Here is a 13223-nt window from a genome sequence, read left to right as displayed (position 1 = left end):
TTGCGTAGGTGCAGCATAGAGCAGGAAAAGCCCGCCCGTAAAGCAAAGTTGACAGTTGCGCCGTCTAGCCTTCGATTTTCGTCAGATCAGCCACGGAAAGACAGATTTTCCGAATGCGCGACAAGAGGTTAAGCCGGTTGCGCCGGATCACCTGCCGGTCGTCATTGACCTGCACAGCGGTGAAAAAAGCGTCAATCGGGCCACGAAGTGCCGCCATAGCAGTCATCGCCGTGCTGAAATCTTCGTCTTTCATCGCGGGGGCGATTTTTGCATCTGCAGCATCAAGGGCGGCAAATAGCGCCTTTTCGGCATCATCTTCGGCAAATTTCAAGTCTGCGCCATAGGAATATTCGACGCCGTCCTTTTCCTCGGCCTGCGTCAGAATGTTGTTGGCGCGCTTGAACCCCTGAATCAGGTTTTCGCCGTCATCAGTGGCGAGCGTTTCCGCCAGCGCGCGGGCGCGTTTGACGAGCAGGGTCAGATCGTCATTGCCCGGCATCGCGATGCAGGCGTCGATGATGTCGTGCCGGATGCCCTGGTCACGCAGGTAGACTTTGAGACGGTCGTGGAAGAAGGCGAGGAGGTTTGCAACCTCAGACACTTCACTCTCTGAAGGCTCCTTATCAATTAAATATCGAGCAATCAGATTATCAGAAGCGTCCAAAACCCCACTCTTACTATCGACCCATTCTCCAGTATCCGACTTGGTAGATAGAACCAGCCCGACTTGAGCTATATTCGCATGACCATCCTGAAGTAAGGCAACGATGTTCGGCCGAATTGCTATCAAGAGAAATCTCCTAAGCGCGATTCCTAACCCATTCTCCAACACCAACCGAATAACCCCCAGTGCCGCCCTGCGCAGCGCAAAGGGATCTTTGCTCCCTGTCGGTTTCTCGTCGATCGCCCAGAACCCTGTCAGCGTGTCGATCTTGTCGGCCAGCGCCACGGTCACCGATACCGGCGCTGTCGGCACCGCATCAGACGGGCCAAGCGGCGAATAATGGTCTTGGCAGGCGGCCGCCACCGCCGGATCCAATCCGGCGGCTCTGGCATAATAAGACCCCATCAGCCCCTGCAATTCGGGAAATTCGCCGACCATCTCCGATTGCAGATCGGCCTTCGCCACGCGGGCCGCCTGTTCGGCCAGATCGGGATCAGCGCCCACATGCGGCGCAATTTCACGCGCCAATGCCGCGATCCGCGCGATCCGGTCGGCCTGTGATCCCAGCTTGTTGTGGAAGGTCACATTGGCCAGCCCCGCGCCCATGCCTTCCAGCCCCTCGGCCTTGACGGTGCGCAAATCGTTTTCCCAAAAGAATTTCGCATCCGACAGCCGTGCCGCCAGCACCTTTTGGTTGCCCGCCAGAATCGTCGCGCCATGATCGGCGGTGGCCATATTGGCGACGGTCACAAAGCGTTCGATCCGGCCTGTCTTGGGGTTGCGGACGGAAAAGAATTTCTGGTGTTCCTTCATCGAGGTTTGCAGCACCTCGGGCGGCAGGCCCAGAAAGGCATCATCAATCCGGCCCAGCAGGACGACAGGCCATTCGACCAGCCCCGCCACCTCGGCCAACAACCCGCGATCCTCGACCAGTTCCAGACCCGAGGCAAAGGCCTGCTGGGTCGCGTCGTTCCAGATCACCTCGGCGCGTTCATCGGCGCGCAGAATCACATGGGCGCGTTTCAATTTCGCCTCGTAATCGTCAAAACCATTCACGGTGAAGGCGTCGGGCGACAGGAACCTATGCCCCCGCGTGCTGCGCCCTGCGGTGATCCCGTCGACAGTCAGCGGCACGACCTCTGCCCCTGCCTCATCCGACAACAGGCAGATGATGGATTGCAGCGGGCGCACCCATTTCAGGCTGCCCGTGCCCCAGCGCATGGATTTGGGCCAAGGGAAATTGCGCAGGGTGGCGTCCAGCACCTCGGCGATGATGTCGGCGGCCTTGCGCCCCGGCTTTTCGATCACGGCGAAATAGGTCTGGCCCTTCTTGTCGTCGCGGATTTCCAGCGCCTCGCGGCTGATCCCCGCGCCGCGCAGGAACCCGTCGATGGCGGCATCGGGCGCGCCGACCTTGGGGCCTTTGCGTTCCTCGCGCACAGCGCGACTTTCGCCCGTCAGCCCGTCAATCGCCAGCGTCAACCGGCGCGGCGTGGCGAATGCGGCAGCGCCTGCATAGGTCAGCCCCGCCTCGACCAGACCATCCGTCACGAGCTTACGCAGATCATCGGCGGCGCGCGCCTGCATCCGGGCCGGGATTTCCTCGGAGAAAAGTTCAATCAGCAGATCAGGCATTATTGCAGGCTTTCGGGGGCTGGGGGGCAGGTGTCGGGGGCGGGATAGCGGTTGAACACGGCTTCGCCGCAGGCGTTGATCTCGTGCCAGATATAGCCGCGCCCGTCGGGGTAGAGGGCGATCACCCGGTCGATGCCATATTGCAGATTGGCAATGCCCAGATAGGCGCTGGCCCGCCCGTCGCGCAGGTCGGCCCCGATCTGGCGGGCGTCGAAACAATCAAACCAGCGCGGCGCGATACGCGGTTCGGCAAAGGGCATCGGAATCGCTGTGGCCAGCGTGGCTGCGTCGATATCGGTGGTCAGGCAGGCGCGGTATCGCAGCGGGCTGGAAATCGCATCGATCCCGGTGAAATCCGAAAATGGCAGGGTGATCGGCGCGCCCTCGGCGCTGGTCAGGGTGATATCGCCTTGGGTGGCGGCGACATCCTCGTAATAGGCATAGACCTGCAAATAATACATCGCCCCACCCACCACGGCGGCCAATATCAGCATTGCCACGATCAGCAGCCGCGCCATCAGGCACTGGCCCCGGCGGCATCGGTCTGCACAAAGGCATCGGCACAGGCCTTGGCCAGCGCGCGCACCCGCCCGATATAGGCCTGCCGTTCGGTGACGGAAATCACGCCGCGCGCATCCAGCAGGTTGAACAGATGACTGGCCTTGATGCATTGGTCATAGGCGGGATGCGCCATGATGATCGGCATATCTTTCTTGGGATCATGCGCAGGCGTCGCCAGAATGCGGTGGCATTCGGCCTCTGCATCCTTGAAATGCTGCAACAGCATGTCGGTATCGGCCACGTCGAAATTCCAGCGCGCATATTCCTGTTCGGTCTGGCGAAAGATATCACCATAGGTCAGCGGGATCGGCGCATCAGGATCGTTAAAGGGCATGTCCATCACATGATCCACGCCCAGCACATACATGGCCAGCCGTTCCAACCCGTATGTCAGCTCGCCCGACACCGGGCGGCAATCATGCCCGCCGACCTGCTGGAAATAGGTGAACTGGCTGACTTCCATACCGTCGCACCACACCTCCCATCCCAGACCCCAAGCGCCAAGGGTCGGGCTTTCCCAATCATCCTCGACAAAGCGGATGTCATGCAGATGCGCATCGATCCCGATGGCAGCCAGCGACCCCAGATAGAGATCTTGCAGATCGGGCGGGCTGGGTTTGATCAGCACCTGATATTGGTAATAATGCTGCAAGCGGTTGGGGTTTTCACCATAGCGCCCGTCGGTCGGACGGCGCGAGGGCTGGACATAGGCCGCAGCCCAAGGCTTTGCCCCCAAGGACCGCAGGGTCGTGCCGGGGTGAAAGGTGCCAGCCCCGACCTCCATGTCATAGGGTTGCAGGATCGCACAGCCCTTGGCCGCCCAATAGGACTGAAGCCGCAGGATGATTTCCTGAAAACTGCGCGGTTTGTCGGACATGGGCACCCTCTTTGACATCTTGGGCGTCACATAGGCCCCGCCGCCATTGGGGTCAATCAATTGCGCCAGAACCGGACCGACAGAATGGTCAGCACGACCATCACTTCAAGCCGGCCCACGAACATCGCCACCGCCAAGATCCATTTCGCGGGATCATTGATGCCGGCGTAATTGCCCGCCGGGCCGATCTCTGGCCCCAGACCGGGGCCGATATTGGCGATCGCCGTCGCCGCCCCCGAAAGCGAGGTGATGAAATCAAGGCCGGTCAGCCCCAAAAGCACGGTGATCACCCCCAGCAGCGACACGAAGGCCACGAAAAAGGCGATGACCGAATTCATCACGTCATCGCCGATGGGGCGGCCTTCAAAGCGCGGCGCAAAGACGCCATGCGGGCTGTGGATCTGGCGGATCTGGCTTTTGATCGCGGCAAACAGGATCTGGTAGCGGAACACTTTGATAGAACAGGCGGTGGACCCGGCACAGCCGCCGATGAGACCGATAAAGAAAAACGCCACCACCGGAAACGTGCCCCACATCATGTAATCAGCGCTGGAATAGCCCGTGCCCGACATGATCGAGACGATGTTGAACATCGCCTCGCGAAAGGCCAATTCGGTCCAGGCCCCTTCGCGCGCCCAAAGCCAGGCTGTCATCAAGATGATCAGCAGGGCCAGCAGGCCAAAGAAAACCCTGACCTGGCTGTCACGCCACAAGGGCTGTGCGGTGCCGGCCAGCAGCTGGACATAACGCACGAAAGGCAGTGCTGCGAGGATCATGAAGACGACAGCCGTGTAATGGATCCCGGCATTGTACCCGCCAAAGGAACTGTCCGTCGTGGCCATCCCCCCCGTCGACACAGTGGTCAGCGCATGCACGAAAGCATCGAATGGCGCCATGCCCAAAGCTGCATAGATCAAACCGCAAGCCACCGTCAGCACCAGATAGATCACCGAGATCTGCTTTGCGATCTCACCTGCACGGGGCAGGATTTTTCCCATTGTTTCAAACGCTTCTGATCTGAAAATCTGCATACCCCCGACCCGCAGTTCGGGCAGGAACACCATTGCCACGACGATGATCCCGATACCGCCCAGCCATTGCAGCAGCCCGCGCCACAACAATAAGCCAGAAGGCAAAGTTTCCAGCTGGGTAAAGGTCGTGGCCCCGGTGGTTGTCAGCGCCGACATGGCCTCGAAAAAGGAATCCGTCAGCGATGCCCCGGTCGCGCCCAGAATGAACGGGATCGCGCCGAACAATGGCAAGGTCAGCCAGACCAGCGAGGTCAAAAGGAAAGTCTGCCGCAGCGTCAGCCCCGCCGTCACCCCATTGGCACAGGCCAGCGCCAGCAGCCCCCCCGTCAGGATCGTGACCACCGCGCTTTCGAAAAAGACAAACCAATGCGGATCGCCCGCCAGCAGGTCGGCCACAAGCGGCACCAGCATTGTCACCCCAAGCGAGGCAATCAACAGGCCGATCACATATCCGACAGGGCGCAGATCAAACATGCCGCAGCGTTGGACCGCGCCTGCGCCGCTGTCAAGAACGGCGACCATTGAAAGACGCGCCGCGCGGGTTAATTCGCCCCCATGTTCACACCGACCCGCCCCGCGGCTCTGCGCCGCCTTGCCGATTTCACCCCCCGCGCCGGGCGCGATTATGCGACCCTGCGCAACCATGATGACATGGCCCATGTCTCGGCGCTGTCGCCCTATATCCGCCACCGGATCATCACCGAAGAAGAGGTTCTGCGCGCGGTGCTGACCCAGCACAGCCCGCAGGCGGCCGAGAAATTCGTGCAAGAGGTGTTCTGGCGCGGCTATTGGAAAGGCTGGCTGGAACAGCGCCCCGCGCTTTGGGCCGATTACCGCCGCGATCTGGGTGCCGCGCTGAATGCGGTCCAGACCCAGGCGGGCCTGCGCCAGCGCTGGCAAGCCGCCTGTCTGGGACAGACCGGCATCGACGGCTTTGACCATTGGGCGCGGCAATTGGTGGATACAGGCTATCTGCATAATCACGCGCGGATGTGGTTCGCCTCGATCTGGATCCATACGCTGGATTTGCCCTGGGTGCTGGGCGCGGATTTCTTTCTGCGCCATTTGCTGGATGGTGATCCTGCCTCTAACACGCTGTCATGGCGCTGGGTTGGCGGCATCCAGACGCTGGGCAAGGCCTATCTGGCGCAGCCCGACAATATCGCCAAATACACCCAGGGCCGGTTCCGCCCCGAAGGTTTGGCGCAGGTCGCGGCCACCCTGCCCTGCCCGCCGCATCCCGACCGCGGAGCGCTGCCTGCCAGCGGCGTCATCGATCCTGCCAAGCGCAGCGGATTGATCATCACCGAGGAGGATCTATCCCCCGATTGGCTGTTGGATCAGGTGACACCCGTGGCCACCGCCTTTGTGCGGACAACCGCATGGCGCAGCCCCTTGCAGGTGGCCCCGATGGTCACAGATTTCGTCGCAGCCGCGATGCGTGATTGTCAGGACCGATACGCAGGCCAGCTGGGCCAGGTCAGCGTGATCAGCGTCGATGCCCTGCCCGCATGGCGCAGGGCCGCAGGGCTGGACCAGGTCGTGATGGCCTATCCGCCCGTCGGCCCCACCGCCGATGCCCTGCGTTCGGTCGATGCGCTGCGCATGCTGCGCGCCTATGATCTGGATGCCTGGCCGCATGCCACCCACGGGTTTTTCCGCTTCAAGGATGCGATCCCCAAGCTGTTGGGCCGGATCAAGGGGCTGGCGCTGCTGTGACCGCAGCATGCTGCGGTTGCCTCCGGCGGGGATATTTGGGCTCGGAAGATGATGTAGGCTTGCCGCAATGACGGATGCCGGATAAATTAAACCGATCAGTTCAGAAGGAAAGCATGTCATGGCGATATCACTGACGATCAACGGCACGGCGCATCGCGTCGATCTTCCGGATGATGTGCCTTTGCTGTGGGTTTTGCGCGACGCCATCGGGCTGACCGGCACGAAATTCGGCTGCGGGATCGCCGCCTGTGGCGCCTGCACCGTGCATATCGATGGCCAGGCCGTGCGGTCCTGTCAGGTCGCACTGGCCGATGTCTGGGGCGCGGTGACCACGATCGAAGGGCTGGGCCAGCCCGGCAATCTGGCCCTGATCCAGCAGGCCTGGATCGACCATCAGGTCGCGCAATGCGGCTATTGCCAATCCGGCCAGATCATGAATGCCGCGGCCTTGCTGGCGGAAATCCCTGCCCCCTCGGATGCCGATATCGACGCGGCGATGCAGGGCAATCTATGCCGCTGCGGCACCTATCCGCGTATCCGCGCCGCGATCAAGGACGCGGCCCAGCGTCTGGCAGAGGTGTAATATGGCCAGTTTCCGCAAGATCGCCCGCCGCAGTTTTTTGATCGGCTCTGCCGCTATCGTGGGCGGGGTTGCATTTGGTGTCTACCAGATCCGCAAGGATGCGCCCAACCCGCTGGTTGCAGATGTCGGCGAGGCGGTGCTGACGCCTTTCATCCTGCTCAACCAGGACGGGGTGACCGTTATCGCGCCCCGCGCCGAAATGGGCCAAGGCGTGCAGACCACGCTGGCAGCACTTGTCGCCGAGGAGATGGATGTCGCCTGGGAGGATATCAGCGTTCTGCACGGCCCGCCCGCGCAGGCCTATTACAACCAGGCGCTGCTGGGGCTTGCCCTGCCGTTTCGCCATTATGCCGATACGGATTTCCGCCAGAGCCTGCGTCAGGGCATCGGCCAGGTCGGCAAATTGCTGCATTTGCAGGTGACGGGCGGGTCAACCTCGATGAAGGACGGCTATGAGCGGATGCGCCATGCCGGTGCCAGCGCGCGCGAGGCGCTGAAACGGGCCGCCGCCGCACAATTGGGCGTTGCAGCCAGCGACCTGCGCACCGAGGCCAGCCATGTCATCGCCCCCGATGGCCGTCGCATCGCCTATACCGCGCTGGCCGAGGCTGTGCGGGACATCCCTCTGTCCGATGTCGCGCTGCGGCCCCGGTCAGAGTGGAAATACCTGGGCAAATCCATGCCCCGCGTCGATATGCTGGCCAAGGCGACCGGCACGGCGCAATTTGCAGGCGATGTGCCGCTGGAGGGGATGAAATTCGCCACCGTGCGGATCAACCCCAAACGCGCGGGCATGCTGTCTTATGATGACACTGCCGCACGCGCGATGGACGGGGTCGAGGCTATCATTGATCTGGGCGATGGCATTGCTGTTGTGGCAACAAACACCTGGCTCGCAATGCAGGCGGCCGAGGCGGTTGATATCATCTGGGAAGAGGCGGCCTATCCGGCCGATACGGCGGGGATGATGGCGACAATCGCTGCAGCCTTTGATCGCCCGCCCAACAGCACCCTGCGCGATGATGGCGATGTGACCGCCGAGATTGCCGGGACAGAGGTCGTGGCCGCATATACCGTCCCTTTCCTGGCCCATGCCACGATGGAGCCGATGAATGCGACCGCCCGCTTTACCGGCGACAGGCTGGAGATCTGGACCGGCAACCAGGCCCCCGTCATGACGCGCGACAGATGTGCGGCAGCCGCAGGCATCGCCCCCGAAGCGGTCATTGTGCATACCACGCTGATGGGTGGCGGATTTGGCAGGCGCGCCGAGACCGATTATTCCGTACAGGCGGCACGGATTGCCGCCGCCCTGCCCGGCACGCCGGTCCGCATGACCTGGACCCGCGAAGAGGATATGCGCCATGATTTCTATCGCCCTGCCGCCATGGCGCGGTTCCGTGGCGTGGTGGCCGATGGCGCGGCGCAGCTGATCGACGGCCAGATCGCAGCGCCTTCGGTGTTCCAGCAATCTAGCTTGCGCCAGATGGGGCAGGTCCCCCCAGGCCCCGACCGCGCCCATGTCGAAGGGGCCGCAGACCAGCCCTATGCCATCCCCCATTTCCGCATCACCGGGCATCTGGCCGATCTTGGCGTGCCTGTCGGGTTCTGGCGGTCGGTGGCCGCGTCCTTTAACGGGTTCTTTCTGGATAGTTTCATCGATGAAATGGCCCATGCGGCAGGCACCGACCCGTTGCAATTCCGGTTGGCGCTGGCTGCGCGGGAACATGCGCCATCCGCTGGCGTGATCCGCGCCGTGGGCGATATGTGCGGCTGGACCGGACAAACGCCAGCCCATATCGGGCGCGGCGTGGCATTCTGCCATTCCTTCGGAACCGCCACCGCGCAGGTCGTCGAGGTCGAGGATACCGGGCGCGGCATCCGGATCAATGATTGCTGGATCGCCTGTGATCCGGGCCTCGCATTGGACCCTGCGATCATCAAGGCGCAGATGATTTCAGGCGCGGTCTATGGCCTCTCTGCCGCGACACAAGAAGAGGTGACCTTTACCGATGGTGCCGCCGATCAAAGCAATTTTACCGATTATGATGCGCTGCGGATGCATACGACGCCACGCTTCGACGTTCGCATTCTGGAAACCAGCGGCCATCTGGGCGGGATTGGTGAACCGGGCACACCCCCCGCGATGCCCGCCTTGGGCAATGCCTTGTTTGACCTGACCGGGCTGCGGGCGCGGGACATGCCCTTCATCAAGACATTTGATATGATCTTGTGATCGGTGAGCGGGCAGGCAAAAATTTTCGACGAAAATTTTTGGCGCGCCGAAATTTTTTGACAAAAAATTTCCCCGCGGGCCGCCTGACCAACTACAGCGCCGAAACCGGGTTTTCACGACACTTTGCGCAAGGCCCCAGCCGCCCAATCGCGGCAGGCATCGCCAAAGGCGCTGAACAGCGGGCGCGACACCGGATCGGCATCGGCATTCCATTCGGGATGCCATTGCACCGACAGGGTGAAACCCGGCGCATCGGCGATAAAAATCGCCTCGGGCGTGCCATCGGGGGCATGGCCATCGACGATCACGCGGGGGCCGGGATGTTTGATCCCCTGGCCGTGCAGCGTGTTGGTCATCACACTGGGCGCGCCCATCAGTTGATGGAACGGGCCGCCCGGCCGAAAGGTCACCGGATGGCGCAGGGCGAATTTCTCGGCCAGAGACCCGTCAGGGGGCATCCGGTGATTGTCCCGGCCGGGCAGATCGCGGATTTCGGGGAATAGCGTGCCGCCCATCGCGACATTCACCTCTTGAAAGCCCCGGCAGATACCCAGGATCGGCTGGCCACGCGCCACGCAGGCGCGGATCAGCGGCAGCGTCAGACGGTCGCGGTCACGGTCAAACGTGCCATGAGCGGGGGTTTCTTGCTCGCCGTATTCCTCGGGATGAACATTGGCGCGCGCGCCAGGAAAGACGAATCCGTCACAAATTTCCAGCAATGTCTCGATACAGACCAGCCCCGGATGCGAGGGCACGATCAGCGGCTGGCAGCCCGAAACCTCGGCCAGCGCCTGTGCATTCATCGTGCCGGCGGCATGGGCGGGATATTCATCATTGATCAGATAGCTATTGCCGATGATCCCGATCACTGGTCGGCGCATGACATTCTCCTGACGGTTCGATCAGACGATAGCCCTGCGGCGATCAAAGCGAAAGAGATGTCATGCGCACAAAGCGGCATGCGCTGGCGCACATGCCTGCCAATGCAGCATTTACAGCGGCTGACGCGCGAAAATCGCGCTTAGGCTTCGCCGGTCAGGCCTGCAGCTGCGATCCCGGCCATGGCGGCGATCACATCATTGTCGGAGGTATCGCCGGTCACGCCGACCGCCCCGATCACCGCGCCTTTCTTGTCGCGCAGCAAAACCCCGCCCGGAACCGGCACGACCTGCCCGCCATAGACACCGTTGATCGCGGCCATGAAAAACGGCTGCGCCTCGGCGCGGGCCATCTGGGCCTTGCCCGCCATGCCCAGCATGACCGAGCCGTAAGCCTTGCCATGCGCGATGCCGAACCGGCCGGGGGATGCGCCGTCTTCACGCTCGAAGGCTTTCACATGGCCGCCCGCATCCAGCACCACGACCGAGAGCGGTTTCAGCCCCAGCTCGCGGCCTGTCGCCAGCGCCTTGCGGATGATCATGCGCGCCTTGGTGATCGAAATCTCTGCCATTGTCGTCTCCTTCGCGGGGTCGCCGCCTTAGTGGTTGCGTTGCGCCTTCAGTTCCAGACGACGCCGGTGCAGCACGGGTTCGGTATAGCCCGAAGGCTGTTCACGTCCCAGAAAGACCAGGTCACATGCGGCCTGAAAGGCAATGCCGTTGAAATCGGGGGCCATCGGGCGATAGGCCGGATCGCCTGCATTCTGGTCATCGACGACGCGGGCCATCTTTTGCATCGCCGCCATCACCGCATCGCGACCGACCACGTCATGATGCAGCCAATTCGCCAGCGCCTGGGACGAGATCCGGCAGGTGGCGCGGTCTTCCATCAAGGCCACATTGTTGATGTCGGGCACTTTGGAACAGCCAACGCCCTGATCGATCCAGCGCACCACATAGCCAAGGATGCCTTGGGCGTTGTTTTCGACCTCGCGCATTTTCTGCGCATCGGTCCAGCGCTGGTATTGCGCCAACGGAATATCCAGGATCGAGGACACATAGGCCCGCCGCCCGCCCTTGCGCAGCCGCGCCTGCACGGCCATCACGTCGATCTTGTGGTAATGCAGCGCATGCAGCGTCGCGGCTGTCGGGCTGGGCACCCAGGCACAATTCGCACCCGATTGCGGATGGCCGATTTTCTGTTCCAGCATCGCGGCCATCAGATCGGGCATGGCCCACATCCCCTTGCCGATCTGCGCGCGGCCCGAAAAGCCGCATTCAAGGCCGATATCGACGTTCTGATCCTCGTAAGCGCCGATCCATTGCTTGCGCTTGATGAAATCCTTGCGGCTGAATGGCCCTGCCTCCATCGAGGTGTGGATTTCATCGCCGGTGCGGTCCAAAAAGCCCGTGTTGATAAAGGCGACACGGGATTTCGCGGCGCGGATACATTCCTTAAGGTTCACGGTCGTGCGCCGTTCCTCATCCATGATGCCAATCTTGACGGTATGGCGCGGCAGGCCCAACACGTCTTCGACGGCGGCGAAAATGTCGTTGGTAAAGGCGACCTCTTCGGGACCGTGCATCTTGGGCTTGACCACATAGACAGAGCCGAGCGCGGAATTGCCGCCATCCTGTTTCAGATCATGCAGCGCGATCAGCGTCGTGATCATCGCATCCATCAGACCTTCGAACACCTCTGCGCCATCGGCAAGAAGGATCGCAGGGTTGGTCATCAGATGGCCCACATTCCTGATCCACAAAAGCGCGCGCCCCTTGATCGTGACCTTGCCGCCATCGGCGCTGATATATTCACGATCAGCGGCCAGTTTGCGGGTCATCGTCTTGCCGTTCTTGACCAGATCGGCGGTCAGATCGCCTTTCATCAGGCCCAGCCAATTGCCATAGGCCAGCACTTTGTCTTCGGCATCGACGCAGGCGACGGAATCCTCGCAATCCATGATGGCAGAGACGGCACTTTCCAGACGGACATCGGCCAGCAGGGCCTGATCGCGGCTGCCGATGGGATGAGCGCGGTCAAAGACCAGTTCAACATGCAAACCGTTATTGACCAGCAGCACCGCATCGGGGGCCTTGGGGTTGCCGCGATAGCCGACGAATTTCGCCGGATCACGCAAAGGCGCGTCATCGACCAACAATTGACCGTCCTGCACATGATAGCGCGCGACATCGGCGTGGCTTTTGCCTTCGATCGGGAAGGATTCGTCCAGGAACACGCGCACGCGGGCGACGACACGGGCGCCATGGCCCCGGTCGTAACCACCCGCAGGCGGCTGGATACCCATCGCATCGGTGCCATAAAACGCATCATAAAGACTGCCCCAGCGCGCATTGGCCGCATTCAGGGCGAAACGGGCATTGGTGATCGGCACCACCAGCTGCGGGCCGGGGATCGTGGCGATTTCGGGGTCCACATTGGCCGTGTCGATTTCGAAATCACCGCCTTCGGGAACAAGATAGCCGATATCCTTGAGGAAATGTTCATAGGCCACGCGGTCATGCGGTTTACCGCGCTGGCCGACATGCCAAGCGTCGATGGCCGATTGCAGATCGTCACGTTTTTGCAGCAAGGCGCGGTTGCGCGGGGTCATCTTGTCCAACAATGCCGCAAAGCCCGACCAGAAAGCATCCGGGCTGATGCCGGTTCCCGGCAAGGCGCGTGTGTCGATAAAGCTGGCCAGTTCGCTGGCGACCTGAAGCCCGTGTTTTGCAACGCGATCTGTCATGGCTGTGGTTCCTTCTTTTCCCTGGCATGCGGCGGCATACCTCTGCTTTGGGCCACGAATTAGAACACAAGTTTCCGATAGGCAACATGAGCGGATGAATTCAATTGCGCGTCCCGCGACACTTGTCTGAACAATAGCGCACCGCCTCCCAGACCTTCGCCCATTTCTTGCGCCATGTGAAAGGCCTGCCGCAGGTCGCGCAGGTCTTTTGTGGCAGGTCGGATTTTTTGCGCATTTTCGGCATGACCGCCAGCTAGGCCAGCGCATCGCCAAATCCACCGGCCAGCAAAAA

General features: G+C 61.7%; 11 protein-coding genes. 3 read left to right on the top strand and 8 right to left on the bottom strand.

Going from position 1 to position 13223, the window contains the following annotated elements; genetic code table 11:
- Window positions 1–64: 64 nt before the first annotated feature.
- From glyS to LOKVESSMR4R_RS05075, 4 genes are read right to left on the bottom strand one after another with little or no spacing between them, the layout of a single operon-like run.
- Entirely contained in the window at window positions 65–2299 is a 2235-nt protein-coding gene (glyS, locus tag LOKVESSMR4R_RS05090; RefSeq protein WP_087206591.1) for a glycine--tRNA ligase subunit beta, read from the bottom strand.
- Window positions 2299–2817, bottom strand: coding sequence for a DUF6446 family protein (locus tag LOKVESSMR4R_RS05085; protein ID WP_087206590.1), 519 nt, complete (start codon window positions 2815–2817; stop codon window positions 2299–2301). The genes glyS and LOKVESSMR4R_RS05085 overlap by 1 nt, the downstream gene beginning before the upstream one ends.
- Complete coding sequence (locus LOKVESSMR4R_RS05080) at window positions 2817–3737, bottom strand: glycine--tRNA ligase subunit alpha (protein WP_087212648.1); 921 nt, start codon at window positions 3735–3737, stop codon at window positions 2817–2819. Before LOKVESSMR4R_RS05080 ends, LOKVESSMR4R_RS05085 begins: the two co-directional genes overlap by 1 nt.
- Window positions 3738–3793: 56 nt before the next feature.
- A complete protein-coding gene (locus LOKVESSMR4R_RS05075; RefSeq protein WP_087206589.1) occupies window positions 3794–5290 on the bottom strand; it encodes a TrkH family potassium uptake protein in 1497 nt (498 codons plus the stop codon).
- A gap of 33 nt (window positions 5291–5323) precedes the next feature.
- Here LOKVESSMR4R_RS05075 and LOKVESSMR4R_RS05070 point away from each other — a divergent pair, with 33 nt between their 5' ends.
- From LOKVESSMR4R_RS05070 to LOKVESSMR4R_RS05060, 3 genes are all read left to right on the top strand, one after another.
- Entirely contained in the window at window positions 5324–6487 is a 1164-nt protein-coding gene (locus LOKVESSMR4R_RS05070) for an FAD-binding domain-containing protein (RefSeq protein ID WP_087206588.1), read from the top strand.
- Between the two features lie 118 nt (window positions 6488–6605).
- Complete coding sequence (locus tag LOKVESSMR4R_RS05065) at window positions 6606–7070, top strand: (2Fe-2S)-binding protein (protein WP_087206587.1); 465 nt, start codon at window positions 6606–6608, stop codon at window positions 7068–7070.
- A gap of 1 nt (window position 7071) precedes the next feature.
- The gene (locus LOKVESSMR4R_RS05060; RefSeq protein ID WP_087206586.1) at window positions 7072–9306 is read left to right on the top strand and encodes a xanthine dehydrogenase family protein molybdopterin-binding subunit; all 2235 of its coding nucleotides are present in this window, start codon (window positions 7072–7074) and stop codon (window positions 9304–9306) included.
- A 113-nt stretch (window positions 9307–9419) separates the two neighbouring features.
- On the opposite strand, the gene LOKVESSMR4R_RS05055 is transcribed toward LOKVESSMR4R_RS05060, so the two are convergent.
- The 4 genes from LOKVESSMR4R_RS05055 to LOKVESSMR4R_RS05040 form a co-directional block, all read right to left on the bottom strand.
- On the bottom strand, window positions 9420–10187 hold the full coding sequence (locus LOKVESSMR4R_RS05055) for a gamma-glutamyl-gamma-aminobutyrate hydrolase family protein (protein ID WP_087206585.1): 768 nt from the start codon (window positions 10185–10187) through the stop codon (window positions 9420–9422).
- 140 nt (window positions 10188–10327) lie between these two features.
- A complete protein-coding gene (locus LOKVESSMR4R_RS05050) occupies window positions 10328–10756 on the bottom strand; it encodes a GlcG/HbpS family heme-binding protein (protein WP_087206584.1) in 429 nt (142 codons plus the stop codon).
- A gap of 27 nt (window positions 10757–10783) precedes the next feature.
- A complete protein-coding gene (locus LOKVESSMR4R_RS05045; RefSeq protein WP_087206583.1) occupies window positions 10784–12931 on the bottom strand; it encodes a malate synthase G in 2148 nt (715 codons plus the stop codon).
- Window positions 12932–13031: 100 nt separating this feature from the next.
- Window positions 13032–13175, bottom strand: a complete 144-nt coding sequence (locus LOKVESSMR4R_RS05040; protein ID WP_087206582.1) for a DUF2256 domain-containing protein — start codon at window positions 13173–13175, stop codon at window positions 13032–13034.
- Between the last annotated feature and the right edge of the window lie 48 nt (window positions 13176–13223).

The organism is Yoonia vestfoldensis (assembly GCF_002158905.1).
GTDB classification, from domain to species: Bacteria; Pseudomonadota; Alphaproteobacteria; order Rhodobacterales; family Rhodobacteraceae; genus Yoonia; species Yoonia vestfoldensis_B.
This window is presented reverse-complemented; position numbering and strand designations above follow the sequence as displayed.